This is a genomic window from Mariniradius sediminis (genome assembly GCF_021491425.1).
Taxonomy (GTDB): Bacteria; Bacteroidota; Bacteroidia; order Cytophagales; family Cyclobacteriaceae; genus Mariniradius; species Mariniradius saccharolyticus.
In genome coordinates this window covers 1-18,761 of record NZ_JAKEVZ010000024.1, presented here as the reverse complement: position 1 = coordinate 18,761, position 18,761 = coordinate 1, and the positions used below count along the sequence as shown (strand labels likewise).

At 45.4% G+C, this 18,761-nt stretch carries 17 protein-coding genes; 15 read left to right on the top strand and 2 right to left on the bottom strand.

What is annotated here, in order from left to right:
- Positions 1-92 precede the first annotated feature (92 nt).
- Both L0U89_RS19450 and L0U89_RS19445 read right to left on the bottom strand, forming a co-directional pair.
- Positions 93-533: a hypothetical protein gene (locus L0U89_RS19450; RefSeq protein WP_234863053.1), complete on the bottom strand. Its 441-nt coding sequence runs from the start codon at positions 531-533 to the stop codon at positions 93-95.
- Between the two features lie 214 nt (positions 534-747).
- Positions 748-1,449, bottom strand: a complete 702-nt coding sequence (locus L0U89_RS19445; protein WP_234863052.1) for a ComF family protein — start codon at positions 1,447-1,449, stop codon at positions 748-750.
- 74 nt (positions 1,450-1,523) lie between these two features.
- Between L0U89_RS19445 and L0U89_RS19440 the strand changes: the two genes are divergently transcribed.
- The 15 genes from L0U89_RS19440 to L0U89_RS19370 all read left to right on the top strand — a co-directional run bounded on the left by L0U89_RS19440 (position 1,524) and on the right by L0U89_RS19370 (position 18,626).
- Entirely contained in the window at positions 1,524-1,874 is a 351-nt protein-coding gene (locus L0U89_RS19440) for a carboxymuconolactone decarboxylase family protein (RefSeq protein WP_234863051.1), read from the top strand.
- The gene (locus tag L0U89_RS19435; RefSeq protein WP_008628278.1) at positions 1,867-2,229 is read left to right on the top strand and encodes a hypothetical protein; all 363 of its coding nucleotides are present in this window, start codon (positions 1,867-1,869) and stop codon (positions 2,227-2,229) included. The genes L0U89_RS19440 and L0U89_RS19435 overlap by 8 nt, the downstream gene beginning before the upstream one ends.
- A 15-nt stretch (positions 2,230-2,244) precedes the next feature.
- Positions 2,245-3,006 (top strand): exodeoxyribonuclease III, encoded by a 762-nt coding sequence (locus tag L0U89_RS19430; protein WP_234863050.1) that lies wholly within the window; start codon positions 2,245-2,247, stop codon positions 3,004-3,006.
- Between the two features lie 34 nt (positions 3,007-3,040).
- Positions 3,041-3,439 (top strand): ATP-binding protein, encoded by a 399-nt coding sequence (locus L0U89_RS19425; protein WP_008628282.1) that lies wholly within the window; start codon positions 3,041-3,043, stop codon positions 3,437-3,439.
- A gap of 2 nt (positions 3,440-3,441) precedes the next feature.
- A complete protein-coding gene (ybeY, locus tag L0U89_RS19420) occupies positions 3,442-3,864 on the top strand; it encodes an rRNA maturation RNase YbeY (RefSeq protein ID WP_234863049.1) in 423 nt (140 codons plus the stop codon).
- 74 nt (positions 3,865-3,938) lie between these two features.
- The gene (mnmG, locus tag L0U89_RS19415) at positions 3,939-5,804 is read left to right on the top strand and encodes a tRNA uridine-5-carboxymethylaminomethyl(34) synthesis enzyme MnmG (RefSeq protein ID WP_234863048.1); all 1,866 of its coding nucleotides are present in this window, start codon (positions 3,939-3,941) and stop codon (positions 5,802-5,804) included.
- Positions 5,805-6,052: 248 nt separating this feature from the next.
- Positions 6,053-6,703 (top strand): class I SAM-dependent methyltransferase, encoded by a 651-nt coding sequence (locus L0U89_RS19410; RefSeq protein WP_234863047.1) that lies wholly within the window; start codon positions 6,053-6,055, stop codon positions 6,701-6,703.
- Positions 6,700-8,385 (top strand): Ig-like domain-containing domain, encoded by a 1,686-nt coding sequence (locus L0U89_RS19405; RefSeq protein WP_234863046.1) that lies wholly within the window; start codon positions 6,700-6,702, stop codon positions 8,383-8,385. The genes L0U89_RS19410 and L0U89_RS19405 overlap by 4 nt, the downstream gene beginning before the upstream one ends.
- Positions 8,386-8,861: 476 nt before the next feature.
- Positions 8,862-10,619, top strand: a complete 1,758-nt coding sequence (locus tag L0U89_RS19400) for an AMP-dependent synthetase/ligase (RefSeq protein WP_234863045.1) — start codon at positions 8,862-8,864, stop codon at positions 10,617-10,619.
- A 201-nt stretch (positions 10,620-10,820) separates the two neighbouring features.
- A complete protein-coding gene (locus tag L0U89_RS19395; RefSeq protein ID WP_040480519.1) occupies positions 10,821-11,297 on the top strand; it encodes a MarR family winged helix-turn-helix transcriptional regulator in 477 nt (158 codons plus the stop codon).
- 17 nt (positions 11,298-11,314) lie between these two features.
- The gene (locus L0U89_RS19390; RefSeq protein WP_234863044.1) at positions 11,315-13,720 is read left to right on the top strand and encodes a 3-hydroxyacyl-CoA dehydrogenase/enoyl-CoA hydratase family protein; all 2,406 of its coding nucleotides are present in this window, start codon (positions 11,315-11,317) and stop codon (positions 13,718-13,720) included.
- An 84-nt stretch (positions 13,721-13,804) separates the two neighbouring features.
- A complete protein-coding gene (locus L0U89_RS19385) occupies positions 13,805-14,176 on the top strand; it encodes a four helix bundle protein (RefSeq protein ID WP_008628308.1) in 372 nt (123 codons plus the stop codon).
- A 130-nt stretch (positions 14,177-14,306) separates the two neighbouring features.
- Positions 14,307-15,482: an acetyl-CoA C-acyltransferase gene (locus tag L0U89_RS19380; RefSeq protein WP_234863043.1), complete on the top strand. Its 1,176-nt coding sequence runs from the start codon at positions 14,307-14,309 to the stop codon at positions 15,480-15,482.
- A 91-nt stretch (positions 15,483-15,573) separates the two neighbouring features.
- Positions 15,574-17,373, top strand: coding sequence for an acyl-CoA dehydrogenase FadE (locus L0U89_RS19375; protein ID WP_234863042.1), 1,800 nt, complete (start codon positions 15,574-15,576; stop codon positions 17,371-17,373).
- A gap of 365 nt (positions 17,374-17,738) precedes the next feature.
- Complete coding sequence (locus L0U89_RS19370) at positions 17,739-18,626, top strand: hypothetical protein (RefSeq protein ID WP_234863041.1); 888 nt, start codon at positions 17,739-17,741, stop codon at positions 18,624-18,626.
- Positions 18,627-18,761: the final 135 nt, after the last annotated feature.

The following is an 18,761-nucleotide window of genomic DNA, read 5'->3' as shown; positions in this document are numbered from 1 at the left end:
GCAAAACAAAAACCCTGCGACTTGTATCATTTTCCTTTCCATTACAATGGTTTTAGTCTTTGCAAGAATGTCATTTTACCTCTAGTCCCAACTCATTTCAATAACACAACAATTTCATCATCATATACAGAAGTGCCTTCACATATAATGTAGCCCTTCATTCGTATAAGCAAGGAGTCACCAGGCTTCAGATTGTCAGGAAAATCGACGAAGATGTTAATCAATTTCTCGCCTTTAACAATCTTTTTTTTCTCTATGACTAATTCCAGGGTTTCATCAGTTACCCTGAAAGGTTGCTCTATTCCTTTGTGAATCATCTTTAAGGAATCAAAATCCAAAATTACTTGAGTTGATAAATAAAAATGTTGGCTGATTCTATAACCTGGCCCAAAACTGTAGGCAGAATTTATCATCACACTACCACATGAAAAATCAAACTCTTTCTTAACATCATCGTCAATTGTAAGCAAAACGGTTCTATCACATGAAAACAAAACCACTATGGATACTAAAATAAAAATAAACGTCTTCATTATATCCTCCTTCTAGGTGTGGAATAGACTTTTGGTGGTGGACTGGGTGGATACCGATACTCATCGTGGATGAAATTCCACCCTATTGTCAGAAACAATTTGTATCTGCAATTGACGATTAAATACCACAACGGAATATAGTTTTAGATCGGGTGAACTGCAAATTAAATGGGATAATGCCTTCGCTAATCGCCCACACCACCCTGCGAATTGATTAATTCTTCCCCGCAGCGATCACAGCCATGTCGACGGTCTTTGCATCATGGTGGAATAGCACATTCGCGCAGGTCGTCAACGTGGCGCCGGTTGTCATCACATCATCGACCAAGAGGACAGTTTTGTCCCTGACGTGCAAGCTTTCCTGAATCGCAAAAACCTCCGCCACATTCTCCAAACGCTGCATCCTTGTTTTTTTGGTCTGCGTTTCGGTAAACAGCACCCTTTGGAGTGAATGGATAACGGGAATCCCCAGTGCTTCTGCCAAGCCCTTTGCAAACTGTTCACTTTGGTTGTAACCCCTTCGTTTCAGTTTCAAGGGATGAAGCGGCACAGGGGTAATTTGGTCCCACTTTTCGGCAAATCCATTCGTTTTCAGCAGGTTACCATATATTCTACCCAACTCAACGCCGATTTCCGGTTTGTTTTTATACTTCAGCAGATGCAGCAGATGCTGGCTGTCCCCTTTCTTGGTAAACCGCAGGAACGAAATCACCGATCCGGGCTTAGTGAGGCCTGTTATTTTGATGACAAGGTCATTGTTTTGTGGACGCAGGTGGTAATTGGTCACCGGAAGCTTGGAGATACAGCTTTTGCACAGCTGATCTTCAAACTCAAATAAGCTGGCCTTGCACAGGCAGCAGGTCCTCGGAAAGACCAAGGACAAAAAATCCTCGAAAAATTGGAAACCTGTTTTCAATTTGGATGGTTGGGAAAGTAACACGATCAAATAGCTGCTATATTTGCAGGTTAAAATTAACTTCCTAAAAATTAATGAATTTGATAGAAGAATTCAACGCCTACCGGAGCAAAATGAACGAAAGAATCATGGACTCCGACAATTTGGTCATCAAGCGTTTTTTCAACCTCGATACCAATACCTACGCGGAAGGCGCGCTGGAAGTGAAAACAAAAGAAATGATCGGATTGGCCTGTTCGATGGTGCTGCGCTGTGACGACTGCATCAAGTACCACCTGGGCAAGTCGCATGAGGCTGGTCTAGGCAGGAAGGAAATATTCGAGGTGTTTTCTATTGCCCTGGTCATTGGAGGTTCTATCGTGATTCCGCATTTGAGACGGGCAGTGGAGTATTGGGAAGAATTGGAAAAACAAGGGAATGTTTAAAAAGGATCTTGACCTGGAAAAACGCTGGGGAAAGCTGCTGATGGGCATTGAGGAACTTCTTGGTAAGAAACCAAAAGACCTGAATGGCGTTTTGTTCCTTATCGGCGTACAGGAATTGGGCAAAGGCTACCACAATTTCTCCAAAGAGCAAAAGCAGGACTTGATGCACATCGCTATATGCAAGGTGCTGAGTCTCGCCGGGTTTTACGAGTTGGAGTACATCGACCAAGACGGATGGCCACATTGGAGATTGCTCAAGGAATTGCCGCATTTCGATATTTTGGAACAGGAAAAGCTGCTCAAAATACAGGTATTGGAATATTTCGAACAAGAATTCCAGATTGACATCAAATAAGGGAACCGCTAGTCTATGAAAATCGCATCCTATAACGTAAACGGAATCCGGTCGGCAATCAACAAAGGATTTGTCGATTGGATCAAGGCGACGGATCCTGATGTGATTGGTTTACAGGAAGTTAAGGCAGAAGAAACCAATATCGACAAGGCAGTCTTTGAGGATTTGGGCTACCATATCTATTGGTACCCTGCGGTAAAAAAGGGCTACAGCGGCGTAGCGATTTTGACCAAAACCAAACCAAAAAACGTAGCCTTCGGAATGGGAATCCAAAGCTACGATGACGAGGGCAGAATGATACGGGCTGATTTTGATGATTTCTCATTCATTTCGGCTTATTTTCCTTCGGGCACTACGGGCGATGTCAGACAAGACTTCAAATACCAGTTTTTGGATGATATCTATGGCTACTCACAGGATTTGATCCAAAAATTCCCTAATTTGATCATGAGTGGGGACTATAATATCTGCCACAAGCCGATAGACATCCACAATCCAATCTCCAACAAGAACTCCTCGGGATTTCTGCCGGAAGAAAGGGCATGGATGGACAAGTTCACCTCCTCAGGCTTTGAGGATAGCTTTCGGCTATTCAATCCGAATCCCCACCAATATACCTGGTGGAGTTTCAGGGCAGGGTCTCGGGCAAAGAACTTGGGTTGGCGGATTGATTACCACATGACAACCCTGCCCATGCGGGAGCGTTTGAAAAGAGCTATCATTCTTCCGGAGGCACAGCACTCCGATCATTGTCCGATCATTCTGGAAATGGAATAAAAATATTTAAATGAAATTTATTCATATTTAATTCATGAAATCCATCAAAATTTCTATCCCATCACTGATGGAGAATATCAAGATCATAGAAAGCTTCATCGATAATGCGAAGGAAAAGTATACGATCAATGAAGATATCTATGGCAACATCATGATTTCGGTGACGGAATGCGTGACAAATGCCATCGTGCATGGCAATCAGTTGGATGGGAACAAGAAAGTAGATTTGGAGTTGCGACTCGAGGACGATTCTCTGCACTTCACCATCGTGGACGAAGGTCCGGGATTTGACTACGAGCACCTCTCTGACCCCACCGCACCGGAAAATCTTGAAAAGATCGGCGGCAGGGGCATATTCATCATGAAGCACCTGTCGGATGACGTGAAATTCGAAGACCAAGGAAGAAAAACGGTTCTTACATTTTACCTCTGACAATGGCGATTCTTTTCTTTGAAGAAGATATCAGGTTTTCCTTACCGGACAAAAACAAACACAAAAGATGGCTTAAGGGAATAGCGGCAAACGAAGGCTTTGCCATTGAAGAACTGAATTACATCTTTTGTTCCGATGAATACCTTCTTCAAATCAACCAAGAGTACCTCAAGCACAATACCTATACCGATATCATTACCTTTGACAACTCGGACAGCGACAAAGTAATTATCAGCGATATCTTCATCAGCATCGATCGGGTCAAAGAAAACGCCACCAAGGAAAATACCGCATTTGAAAACGAATTGCTAAGAGTGATGAGTCACGGATTGTTACACTTGATGGGATACAAAGACAAAAAGCCTGAGGACAAGTTAAAGATGAGGGATTTAGAAGATCAGTCCATCAGGCTATTTAATCAATAAAATGTTCCACGTGAAACACCAAGGTTGTTCTCGATCACAGGTGTTCCACGTGAAACACCAATAACACGAAAAGTATGTTTCCAGAATATGACGTAATCGTAGTAGGTGCAGGACATGCCGGGTGTGAGGCAGCGCACGCAGCAGCCAAGATGGGCGCCAAGGTCTTGCTGTGTACGATGAACATGAACACCATCGCTCAAATGTCCTGCAACCCCGCAATGGGCGGCGTCGCAAAAGGACAAATCGTCCGGGAGATAGACGCCTTAGGCGGAATGTCGGGTATCATTTCCGATAAGTCAATGATCCAATTCAGGATGTTGAACCGCTCCAAGGGTCCCGCGATGTGGTCACCCCGCAGCCAAAATGACCGCATGCGGTTTGCGGAGGAGTGGAGATTGGCGCTGGAACAAACTCCAAATGTTGATTTCTGGCAAGAAATGGTCAGCGGCCTCCTTGTGAAAGATGGACGAGTTCGCGGCGTGAGGACAGGAATCGGCTTAGAAATCCCGGGAAAATCAGTTGTACTCACCAACGGAACATTCCTCAACGGGGTCATCCACATCGGGGAAAAACAATTCGGCGGGGGTAGGACAGGGGAATCAGCTGCCAAAGGAATTACCGAACAGCTGGTTGGCTTGGGATTTGAAGCAGGACGAATGAAAACCGGAACTCCACCAAGGGTAGATGGAAGATCTTTGGACTACTCAAAGATGGAAGTCCAATTTGGGGATGAAAATCCGGAAAAATTCTCCTATTCTGACGAAACGCAACCACTTACAGAGCAAAGAACCTGCTGGATTACCTATACCAACAAAGAGGTGCACGAAACACTGGAATCCGGATTTGATCGCTCACCAATGTTCAACGGCCGCATACAAGGTCTGGGTCCAAGATACTGTCCCTCCATAGAAGACAAAATCAACAGGTTTGCGGAACGGGAAAGGCACCAAATCTTCGTGGAACCCGAAGGCTGGAATACCGTCGAAATCTACGTCAATGGTTTCTCTACCTCGCTTCCGGAAGATGTACAATACAAAGCCTTGCGGAAAATCCGAGGATTCGAAAACGCAAAGATGTTCCGACCAGGATATGCCATAGAATATGATTTCTTTCCTCCAACCCAACTCAAATTGAGCCTCGAAACACAGTTGATTGAGAACCTGTTTTTTGCAGGCCAAATCAACGGTACGACAGGGTATGAGGAAGCAGCATCCCAAGGTCTCATGGCAGGAATCAACGCCGCTAGGAAAGTACAGAAAGAAGAACCTGTGATTTTGAAGCGCTCAGAGGCCTATATTGCCGTTCTGATAGATGACCTCATCAATAAAGGCACGGAAGAGCCTTACCGAATGTTTACATCACGGGCGGAATTCAGACTCTTGCTGAGACAAGACAATGCGGATCTCCGGCTGACGCAGTTGGGACATCAAATAGGCCTAGCTGACGACAGGCGATTGGAACGAATGCTGGATAAGAAATCGGACACAGCAAAATTGATCAATGACCTCAGGCAAAAGAAACTCGCCCCTGATTTGATCAATGAAGGACTCGAAGACATGGATACAGCCACCGTGAAGGAAAAGATATCTGTCGAAAAACTGCTGAAAAGGCCCCAACTCGGACTCAAGGAAATCATGGATTTAGACAATGACCTCAAAGTCTACCTTTCCAAATACTCCAAGGACGTATTGGAACAAGCGGAAATCCAAATCAAATACGACAGCTATATCGAAAAGGAACAGCAAATGGTGGACAAACTGAACAACATGGAAAACTTCAGGATCCCGGTTCATTTTGATTATCTCGCCATTCCGGCCCTTTCAGCCGAAGGAAAACAAAAACTCAACAAGGTTAGGCCAGAAACCCTGGGACAAGCATCGAGAATCTCCGGTGTATCTCCAGCAGACCTTTCTATCCTGACTGTTTATCTGGGAAGATAATGCCATTGGAAAAACTGACTCACTGCCCACTTTGCAAGAGTGGGCTTTTTTTAAACCATTCCGAAATCAAGGACCACTCCATCAGCAAGGAGAGTTTCTATACCTGCAAATGTTCCAAATGTGACCTTGTCTTCACAAATCCAAGGCCAGACGCAGATTCAATAGCCCGGTACTATGAATCACCGGAATACGTCTCACACCAGAACAAATCCAATTCCCTAATCAACCTGGCGTACAAACTGATCAGGATGTTCACCATAAGAAAAAAGGTCAACCAAATCAACGAATATTTCCCCGGAAAAGGGTCAATATTGGACTATGGCTGCGGTACAGGGCATTTCCTCAAAGCAGCCAAAGCCGACGGTTGGAAAGTGACGGGTATCGAACCCAACCCAACAGCCAATGCAACTTCCAACGGCCACGGCGTAAAAACCTACTTAGCTTACGATGAACTGAAAAAATCGAAAACATTTGACATCATCTCGCTATTCCACGTCTTGGAACATATCCATGCATTGAGGAGTACCCTCAAAAATCTTCTGAAACATCTCAAGACTGATGGCAAATTGCTTATCGCCGTTCCAAACCGTGAGTCTTTCGACGCCCAACACTACAAGGAATATTGGGCTGCCTGGGATGTACCAAGGCACCTTTACCATTTCAACCAAAGTTCGATTCAGAAACTTGCAGAGGAATTTGAGCTCCAAATCGAATCGACCCTACCGATGCCTTTTGACGCCTACTATGTTTCCATCCTCAGCGAAAAATACCAAAATCCATCCCGCAGCGGTCTCCTCAACATCTTTAGAGCCCTCCAAATCGGCACCAAATCCAATGAATCAGCTAGTAAAAAAGACAATCAGTACTCTAGTTTATTGTTTATTTTGAAGAAAAAATGAAATATTTATTCTACATATATTTAATCATTATCATTTCATCTATTCTTTCTTGTGCAAAACAAAGTGCACCGCTTGGAGGACCCAAAGACGAAGATGCTCCCGAGTTGTTGTCCATCAATCCAGTGAACGAATCAACAAACACCAAGCCAAGCACAATCATTCTTGAATTCAGCGAATATGTCCGGACCGAGACACCCAACAAGCTTATCCTAATCACACCCAGAATCAACAAGGATGACATAGAGGTAACCGCAAACAGAAACAAGGTCACCATCAACCTCAATCAAGAACTTGAGGACAGCACCACATATGTATTCAATTTCCAAAAATCCATCAAGGACATAACTGAAGGAAATGTCCCCGAAAACCTACGCCTGGTATTTTCGACAGGTCCGACCATCGACAGCCTCAGCGCGAACGGAAAAGTATCATTCAACTTTCCTCAAAATACTCCAAAATTAGAAGATGTATTGGTAGGTCTATATCCATTAGACGATACCACCAATGTTTTCACAGGTCCTCCATACTACGTCGTGCAAACAGACTCTACCGGCCTTTTCACGCTGCGAAACCTTAAACAGGGTAAATACCTCTCCTTCGCATGGGAGGACGCCAATAACAACAACAAAGCCGAATTCAAAACCGAACCTTATTCCTTTATAATAGACACTATCAATCTGGAATCAGACATCACTGGGCTCAATTTCATTCTTGACAAATCGGATCTTTCCCCATTCAAAATACAACGAACTGCCACTATTGGACAAAATTTCGAAATCACTACTACAAAAGCCGCTGTTAATATTGAGATCCAACATGAAGATCTCGGGAAAGACATGTTCTATGCCGCCAAGGAAAAATCCATACGCTTCTATCATCAAACATTAAGTAACGACAGCACTGCGGTGAGAATCCAATTAGCTGATTCTGCAGGTATACAAGTTGATTCGACTCTTTATCTCAAATTCCAAGAAAGCGACCGAAAAAAGGATACACCAATCCCGTCATTTGGGAATACAAAAACCTTTACCAAAAACATCCAGGCACAGATACTATTCAACAAACCAATTGTCGATATCAATTACGACTCATTGTTTGTAAAGTACGATACTATAAATAACGTGCAGATAACACCGCAGATGTTATCATTCGAAGACAGCTTACAAAGAACCTCAATCAGCTTATTGATCCCCATTCCGGATTCCGTTGCCTCTGACTCATTCACGCTGTATATCGGTGATTCAACCTTCAAGGACGTAGAGGGAGTATGGACAGACAAGAAATATGAAAACACCTACACCAAGATAAATCCGGAAACCCTGGCTGAGGAAATCAAGGTAACAGTGAATACGGAAGAACGACCACTCATCATACAAATCCTAACCAAAAAGGACGAAATCATACGCCAGGCATACCTCGAAAATACAAACACAACAACTTTCAAAAATATAGAAGCTGGTACCTACGTCATACGTGCCGTCGTAGATCGAAACAAAAACAAACGTTGGGACACATCAAATTATCTAGATAAAAGATACGCCGAACCCATTTACTTCCTCACAAACCCCGAAAACCCGGAACCCTACGATACGATCATCCGCGGAGGATGGACTTTGGAAGTCACAATCGAACCCAGAAATGGACCAGGAATCATGAGAGAAACGGAAAAAAAACCAGAATAATTTTGGGGATAAACCGAGAAAAATTTGTGGATACCGATGGATAACTTGCGCATAAACCTCCACTTATCCATGATAGAAACAGCAAAATCCGAAGACCAACTACTTGCAAAAAATAACTACCGGTCTTTCCACAATTATCCACAAATCATCCCACAGACACTTGTCTACCAACTTACAACAATACCCTATCCACAACACCAACAAACACACTCCATATATAAAAGAAAATCAATGGTTTAACGATCGGGAATGAACCGCAAAACGGTGGATAAATATGTGCACAAGCAACATCATTTGTTTAAAAAAGATATCTCGATTCTTTTCCACAAATCCACACCTTAATAATTACAATAGATTTTTTTAAATAAATAAAGTAATAACATTATAGCGCTGTGGATATTCCAAAAAATACGCCTTTTGGATTAATGTCCATATTTGGGTAATTTGACTCCGCCTACATCAAACCCAAAAAAACCATGCATATCAGCAGACTATTTGACCTGATTCCCCATCAAATCGCAACCTATGACAAAAAGGTAGCCTTGGCCCGAAAAGTTGATGGACAGTGGAAAACCTATTCGTCCAGGGAAGTAAAAAGTATCGTCGACAACCTAAGTTTGGCATTATTGGCAAGCGGTCTCGACAAAGACGATAAAATAGCCATCATCTCTAACAATAGACCGGAATGGAACTTTGCTGACTTGGCCATGCAACAGATCGGTGCCATTTCAGTGCCGATGTATCCCACGATCTCTGCAGACGACTACCAGTACATTTTTAACCACGCGGAGGTGAAAATGGTCTTCGTCGGCGATGCGGAAATCTATTCCAAAGCAAAGGAAGCAGCGAAGGATACTTCGATTCGGTTGATTTCTTTCGATCGGATAGACGGCTGCGAATATTGGGAGGATTTTTTGAAAGCTGGCGACAATGGCAACCTCGCCGATCTCGAGCTTAGAAAAAATGGTGTAAAGACCGGAGACTTGGTAACGATCATCTACACTTCAGGTACCACAGGTCGTCCAAAAGGTGTCATGTTGACCCATGGCAACATTATCCATAACCTGTATGCGGTAGAGGACCGAATCGTGGTACCGACCGGTGATGGCAAGGCCTTGAGTTTTCTACCGCTCTGCCACATCTATGAACGCACAGGATCTTATTGCTTCATTTACATGGGTATTTCGATCTACTATGCCGAGAGTATGGAGACGATCGGCGAAAACCTCAAAGAAGTCCAACCTCATATTTTTGATACCGTACCGAGGCTTTTGGAAAAGGTGTACGACAAGATCGTTTCGAAAGGTTATGAATTGACTGGGGTGAAGAAATCCTTGTTTTTTTGGGCGCTTAATTTGGGTTTGAAATATGAGCCCAACAAAGACCAAGGTGCCTGGTATAACTTCCAACTGAAACTTGCCAACAAGATCATATTCAGCAAATGGAGGGAAGCATTGGGCGGAAATGTGATGCAAATCAATTCAGGCGCATCGGCACTTCAGCCAAGATTGGCCCGGGTGTTTTGGTCTGCTGGTATTCCTGTATGCGAAGGTTACGGATTGACGGAGACTTCACCGGTGATTTCGGCCTCCGTCTGCAACCACAAGGATATCCGCATTGGCATGGTGGGCAAAATCGTAAAGGATGTGGAGGTCAAAATCGCTCCTGATGGGGAGATCCTTGCCAAAGGTCCCAATATAATGCAGGGCTATTACAAGCAGCCTGACTTGACCGCGGAAGTCCTCGAACCCGATGGATGGTTCCACACAGGTGATATCGGAGAGCTTCATGAAGGGGGCTATCTCAAGATTACAGATCGCAAAAAAGAGATTTTCAAAACTTCGGGAGGCAAGTACATCGCGCCACAGCCCATGGAAAACAAGTTCAAGGAGTCACCTGTCATCGAACAAATCATCGTGGTCGGCGAAAACAAGAACTTTCCGGCAGCACTGATTGTGCCCAGTATCCAAGGATTGAAAGACTGGTGCAAACACAAGGACATTCCCTACACGACCGATGCCGAGATGCTGAAAAAGCCTGAGATCCTGGACAAGTTCCAAAAGGAGATCGACGAGAAAAACAAGTACTTCGGGAAATGGGAGCAAGTCAAGAAGTTTGTCGTACTTCCACAGCAGTGGACCATTGAAACGGGAGAGCTTACTCCGACTATGAAGCTCAAGCGCAAGATTATTCATCAAAAATTTGCCAAAGAAATCGAGTCCATGTACCAGTGATTGTAGGAAACTTAATTTGATCAAATAGGTATTTTTCTAATTTTTCCACTGAATCAAACTATATTCTGACACCAGACAGAATATAGTTTTTTTTATGTCCATAATGATACCCTAAAATTTCCTCTGCATGCATAACTTTTTTTCAAAATAGTATGCATGCATACAATAATTTTTGTAGATTGGCCGTATAAAGTGATACCCATGAAGCGCGAAGAAACCGTTGACTATCACATCAAGAGTGCTTGGCATGCCATTTCCAGGATGTACAACCAAAAGGCCGTGATGGAGGACTTCACCACATCGATTGGTTTTGTGCTGATCAATATCAACTCGAAAGAGGGGACGCCCGCCACGAAAATTGCGCCGCTGATGGGCCTGGAAGCAAGGAGTCTCACCAGAATGCTCAAGAGTATGGAGGAAAAAGGCTTGATCTATCGAGTACCTGACCCGATAGATAAGCGGTCCGTGCGCATTTTTTTGACTCCCGAAGGAAAAAGAAAGAAAGAAATCTCGGTGCAAACCATCAAGGAGTTTAACCTCATGGTCCGCGAATTGGTCAGTGAGGAGGATTTGCAGACCTTCTTCTCCGTGTTCCAAAAAATCAACCAAGTCATAGAAAACCTTCAAACAGATACAGTAAACCCACTTCAGTACAACGATCCGCTGTACGAAGTCTAAACATCCAGTCAATTTTTATGAAAAAAACCATTCAAAAAGTAGCAATCCTCGGTTCGGGAGTGATGGGTTCGAGAATCGCCTGCCACTTTGCCAATATCGGCGTGCAGGTACTCCTGCTTGACATCGTCCCTGCCGAACCCAGCGAGGAGGAAAAGAAGAAAGGCCTGACCACCGCGGACAAGGCTGTCCGGAACCGATTGGTCAATGCCGCGCTTGACAACACACTGAAAGCCAAACCGGCTTCACTCTACGACGCTTCTTACGTGTCAAGGATCAGTACGGGCAACTTTGATGACGACTTGGCAAAAATCAAAGATTACGATTGGGTCATCGAAGTAGTGGTCGAAAGGCTCGACATCAAAAAAACCCTTTTTGACAAAGTAGAGAAATTCCGCAAGCCGGGTACACTCATCACTTCCAACACCTCCGGTATCCCGATGCATCTGATGTGTGAAGGAAGGTCGGAGGATTTTCAGGCAAACTTCGCCGGGACACACTTTTTCAACCCGCCACGGTATTTGAGACTGCTTGAAATCATCCCCGGTCCAAAGACCAATCCGGAAGTAATCGACTTCTTGATGGATTATGGAGATCGCTTCCTCGGAAAGGAAACCGTGCTTTGCAAAGACACCCCGGCGTTTATCGCCAACCGAATCGGTGTTTATGCGATCATCTCTGGCATGCATGCCATTGAAAAAATGGGCATGAGCGTCTCCGAAGTCGACAAGCTTACGGGAACGGTCATCGGACGCGCCAAGTCGGCCACCTTCCGGACCATGGACGTGGTGGGCTTGGATACCACGGTGAATGTTGCCAACAACCTGTACAAAGCCTTGGCCCATGATGAATCCCGGGACAAATTCCAGTTGCCCAACATTGTAAAAGTACTCTACGAAAACAAATGGTGGGGGGACAAGACCGGTCAGGGATATTTCAAGATGATCCGCCACAAGGACGGCAGTAAGGAACTGAAAGAGCTTGACCTCAAGACCTTTGAATATAAACCCGAAGAAAAACCCAAATTCAAAGCCCTCGAAGCATCCAAGGAAATCGACGACCTCAAAAAACGCATCAAGTTTTTGGTCAATTTCGACGACCGTGCAGGTGAATTTTACAGGGCTTCTTTTTATGATCTGTTCAAATATTGCTCCCACCGAATTCCGGAGATTTCCGATGAGTTGTACCGCATCGACCAGGCCGTATCTGCGGGTTTTGGTTGGGAACTCGGTCCATTTGAAACCTGGGATATCCTAGGTGTACGGGATACAGTCACAAAAATGGAAGCTGCCGGCGAAAAAGCCGCCCCATGGGTACACGAGATGTTGGCCGCAGGAAAAGACAGCTTTTACACCGTCGAAAACGGACAACGCAAGTACTATGACATTCCAAGCAAATCGTATTTGCCGATCCCCGGTACGGAAGCCTTTATCCTGTTGGATACCCTGAAAGCAGGCAACAAGAAAGTCTGGGGAAATGCCGGTTCCACGATTTACGACTTGGGCGATGATGTGTTGGGTTTGGAATTCCATACCAAAATGAATTCCCTCGGACAGGAAGTCCTAGAAGGCATCAACACCGCCATCAGTATGGCCGAAAAATCCTACAAAGGATTGGTCATTGGCAATGAGGGCGGCAACTTCTCTGCCGGTGCCAACTTGGCGATGCTCTTCATGTTTGCCGGTGACCAGGAATTTGATGAAATCAACCTGATGATCGCTGCTTTCCAAAATACCATGATGCGTGCCCGCTACTCCGCAGTGCCTGTGGTGGTCGCACCACACAATATGGCTTTGGGCGGTGGCTGTGAACTCTCGCTGCATGCAGATGCGGTGCAGGCACATGCCGAATTGTACATGGGCTTGGTAGAGTTTGGCGTTGGATTGATACCAGCTGGCGGTGGTACCAAGGAAATGACCTTGCGCTTCAGCAATGAATCCAAAGCGGGTGACGTTGAGCTCAACCGCCTTCAGGAATACTTCATGAACATTGCGACTGCAAAAGTCTCCACCTCGGCGGCGGAAGCGCGTGGACTTGGGTATTTACAAACCAAAGACAGCATCACACTCAACCGCAAGCGGGTTTTGGCGGATGCAAAGGCAAAAGTACTCGCCCTTCAGGCTGCAGGCTATACCCAACCCGTACAGCAGACCAATATCAAGGTTTTGGGAAAAACTTCCCTGGCCCTGTTCGAGGCAGGCATCACGGGAATGCTGTATGGAAATTATATCTCCGAGCATGATGCGAAAATCGCCCGTAAACTCGGCTGGGTCATGTCAGGCGGTGATTTGTCTTCTCCTACGGAAGTGAGCGAACAGTACCTTTTGGACCTCGAGCGCGAAGCATTCCTCAGCTTGACCGGCGAAAAGAAAACGCTCGAGCGGATCCACAGCATCTTGTTCAAAGGAAAACCGCTTCGCAATTAAGAGGCGAGAAGCGAGAGACGAGAAGGGGGAGACAACAGATTTCGAATACTTTGAAGTAAATCCAACATTTAATCAAATCCAGAAATGAAACTTAGACATAATTTCAAAAACTTGATGGTATGGAATAAGGCGGTTGATATGGCTGTTAAGGTTTATCAAATCACGTCCAAGTTTCCAAACGAAGAAAAATTTGGAATGACTTCGCAAATGCGGCGTTCTTCTGTTTCTATTCCTTCCAATATCGCAGAAGGCACAGCCAGGAATTCTTCAAAAGCATTTACAAACAGTTTGGATATAAGCCTTGGAGAGAGTTTTGAGCTTGAAACCCAAACAATAATTGCTAGAAGAGTTGGGCTACTAACGCAAGATGATTTCGAATCCATCAATCATGATATCGATGAAATTCAAAAGATGATCATTGGATTCAAATCAACGGTAGAGCAAAATCCTTACTAACTATCGTGTTGTCACCGCAAGGTATCACTGATGCTCTCTCTATCGGGTCTCGTTTCTAAACTCTCGCTTCTCGATTCATTAACCAAAACGCATATTTCAAGAATTAACATAACCCTAATCACAAACTTCCATGGAAGCATACATCGTAAATGGATATAGATCAGCGGTGGGAAAAGCCAAGAAAGGCGGATTCCGATTTTACCGCCCCGATGATTTGGCAGCGGATGTCATCAAACACCTCGTCGCCAATACACCCGGACTTGAAAACAAAATGGTCGATGACCTCATCGTCGGCAATGCGGTACCCGAAGCCGAACAAGGCATGCAAATGGGTCGCATGATTTCCCTACTGGCACTGGGAAAGGATGTCCCCGGTTTTATTATTAACCGATACTGTGGTTCCGGTCTTGAGGCCATCGCCCTCGCTGTCGGCAAAATCAAAGCGGGAATGGCAGATTGCATCATTGCAGGGGGAACAGAATCCATGTCCCTACTGCCCATGATGGGCTACAAAACAGCACTCAATTGGAAAATAGCCTCGCAAACGCCCGACTACTACCTCAGCATGGGCTTGACGGCGGAGGAACTTTCCAAGGATTATGACATCAGTCGCGAGCAGGCGGACGAGTTCTCTGTGCGTTCGCATGACCGCGCCTTGGCTGCTATCCAGGCCGGAAAATTCAAGTCCGAAATCGTCCCTGTCGAAGTGGAGGAAACATACCTCGACGACAAAGGAAAACGCAAAACGAGGAAGTTTGTCGTGGACACGGACGAAGGACCCCGTGCGGGCACATCACTCGAAGGTCTTGCCAGCCTAAAGCCTGCTTTCAAAATGAACGGAAAAGTGACCGCGGGTAATTCCTCGCAGACTTCGGATGGGGCAGCTTTCGTTGTCGTGATGTCCGAGCGCTTGGTAAAGCAACTCAATTTGGAGCCGATAGCACGCATGATGTCCTATTCCGTCGCTGGTGTAGAACCACGCATCATGGGTATCGGTCCGAAAGAAGCCGTGCCAAAAGCATTGAAGCAGGCGGGACTTGCCCTGGACAAGATCGACCTGATAGAATTGAATGAAGCCTTCGCTGCACAGGCACTTGCCGTGATCAAATCCCTCGACATGGATATCGACAAAGTAAATGTGAATGGAGGCGCGGTTGCCCTCGGCCATCCACTCGGCTGTACTGGTGCCAAGCTTTCCGTTCAACTCTTCAACGAACTCCGCAGACAAAACAAAAAGTACGGCATGGTTACAGCCTGCGTCGGCGGCGGCCAAGGAGTGGCGGGGGTGTTTGAATTGCTGAAATAGAACCAAGAAACAAGAGTCAAGAACCAAGACTGTCTTGTTTCTTGCATCTTGGCTCTTGCCTCCCTTTAGAAAAACATAAAAATTCATCCATATGAGTCAATTAACAAAATCCTCCATCAACGGCGGTGAGTTCCTGATCAAGGAAACGGACGCCCAAGAAATCTTCATCTTCGAAGAGTTCAACGAAGAGCAAAAAATGATGGCCCAGGCCTGTCAGGACTTTGTCGATACCGAAATCCATACCAGGATCGAAGAAATCGACAGCATGAAGCATCCTGAGCTCGTGCCTTCCATTTTCAAAAAAGCGGGCGAGCTTGGCCTTTTGGGTATTTCGGTACCGGAAGCTTACGGTGGCCTCGGCATGAGTTTCAATACCTCCATGCTGATTGCCGATATCGTAGGCGCTGCGGGCTCGTTTTCCACCACCTATGGTGCGCATACCGGAATCGGCACTTTGCCTATTTTGTACTATGGCAATGAGGACCAAAAGTCCAAATACCTTCCCAAGCTAGCCACGGGCGAATGGGCAGCCTGCTACTGCTTGACCGAACCCGATGCCGGCTCCGACGCCAACAGCGGCAAGACCAAAGCAGTCCTCAGCGCCGATGGCAAGCACTACATCATCAACGGCCAAAAGATGTGGATATCCAATGCAGGTTTTGCGGATCTATTCATCGTCTTTGCCAAAATCGACGACGACAAAAACCTCTCCGCCTTTATCGTCGAGAAAACCTTCGGCGGCATCACCATGAACGAGGAGGAAAAGAAACTCGGAATCAAGGGTTCGTCCACACGCCAGGTATTCTTCAACGACTGCAAAGTTCCCGTCGAAAACCTCCTTTCCGATCGTGGCAATGGCTTCAAGATCGCAGTCAACATCCTCAATATCGGACGCATCAAGTTGGGTGCAGGCGTGTTGGGTGGCTGTAGGACGGTAGCTTCGCATGCCATCAAGTATTCGACCGAAAGGAAGCAGTTCGGCGTATCAATCAATACCTTTGGCGCCATCAAGCAGAAGCTTGCCGAAATGGCCATCCGCACCTACGCCTGCGAGTCACTTTGTTACCGCGCAGGACAGGATATCGAGGATAGGATGCAGGCCTTGGCCGCGGAGGGAATGCCTGATGCAGAAGCCAAATTGAAAGCATTGGAGCAGTTTGCCATCGAAGCGGCTATTGCCAAGGTGCACGGTTCGGAAGTGTTGGATTATGTGGTCGATCAGGGTGTACAGATATACGGTGGCATGGGCTATTCTGCCGATGCACCGATGGAGCGTGCGTACCGTGATGCCCGTATTTCCCGAATCTACGAAGGTACCAACGAGATCAACCGCATGCTGATGGTGGGCATGCTGCTGAAGCGCGCGATGAAGGGTGAAATCGCCCTCTTTGAACCTGCGATGGCTGTCGCCAATGAACTGACTTCGGTGCCGAGCTTTGAGAGCATCGATACTTCCGAATTGTTTGCCGCCGAGATGGACGTCATCAAAAAACTCAAAAAAGTATTCCTCATGGTCGGCGGTAAGGCAGCCATGGCCCTCGCCGACAAGATCGAGTCCGAGCAGGAGGTGATGATGAACCTCGCCGACATCATGATCGAGATCTACGCGGCGGAGTCTGCGATCTTGCGCACACAGAAGTTGGTGTCCCAAAGGGGCGAAGAAGCCGCGGCGCACCAGATTGCGATGTCCAAGGTCTATCTCTTTGAGGCGGTTGGCAAGATCGAGCAATCGGCCAAGGAAGCCATCGGCGCATTTGCCAAAGGCGATGAGCAGAAAGTCATGCTGATGGGATTGAAGCGCTTCACAAAGTCGGAGATCCTCAATACCAAGGAACTAAGAAGACAGATCGCCGACTACATGATCGAAAAAGGCAAGTATCCGTTTTCCTAGTCAACTTTTCCAAAGTTCAGAACTTTGGAAAAGTTTACGGTTCCTGAAGACCTTTGCCGTTTTTGGAACCTCGAAGGTCTTATTTTCCACGAGGGCACGAAGACATAAGGAAAATTTGGATAAAGAAAAGCCCCTGAGCAATCGGGGGCTTTTTTATTGTTCGCCGGTGTTTGGTTCCAAAGATCTACACCCATATCCCCACCAGGGGATTTGACCAAACAAAAAGTCCTTTGGACGAATTGGAGGTTTAACTAAAAGAGCTTATTTTTAAGATAATTGAAAAATATCAACATTATTGTTGATATCACTCCAAATCGGGATGATATCATCAATATTAAGGATATACAAACGTTAGCGGTAATGCTATGACAACACAGAAATACGAAAAAATAAGAGCAATATCAGCGACAGTAAACGGTGACAGAATTGTCGTTGCTGAATGGGAAAAGAATGTTCAAGTATGGGACATAAAGAATGGGCTTGTCTCCAAATTCTCAACTGATCTAGTGTGCGGAATGAGAAATGCTATATCAATTTCAGAAGATGGAAAACAAATTACAGTTGCCGGTTACGACCATAAAACCGTTACCCTTTATAATGCTGACAACGGGGAAATTTTTTGGCAACGAAAGGACATCAAAAAACCTGCAAAAGCAATAATTCTAAATCATTATCACGACCTAATTTATATTGACACGGAAAACCAAGGCGCCTTTTTCCTCGATAAGAAAACTGGCGAAACAGTTGAAAAATTAAGAGGGATTGAATTTATAAGAGAAAACCCATATTCAACCATTGACCAATTTGAAAAGTCGTCAACATCAACACTTGTAACCAGAACAGACAGAAAAACTATTAAGAGTTTTACGCATAAATCATTTGGTTTGCTTGACGCTTGTTTTTCTAAAGACAAAATTATCTGTGCATATTCGACAAATCCACTTGCGGCAGTTTCACTTTCAAACGCTGAAACCCTTTGGGCAACTAATGTAATAGGTCACTTTCTCGAAATCGAATATTCAAACGAACTTGATAAAATCTTGGGAATTCGGTGGGAATATGAAAAGGGTAGTCCAAAGTATTTATGCTACATAGACATTGAGACCGGAAAAGTTGAAAAAGAAATTAATCTTGGCGAACCTATTGAAATAGAGTTTTTAAAACAAGGCGGTCTCATCTTGACCAGCCAAGGGAAACTTTATTCAGCACTGACAGGACAATTAATAAAAGAATTTGACTTTGAGAACGAATAAAGCACATACCGCTAATCGAGTAGACGGCCTCGCCAACCGTTAAGTTAGCGAGGTGCGCCTCTCACACCACCGTACGTACGGGCCTCGTATACGGCGGTTCACTGGATTGTAGGTTGCAATTTTTGGTAATAGGTA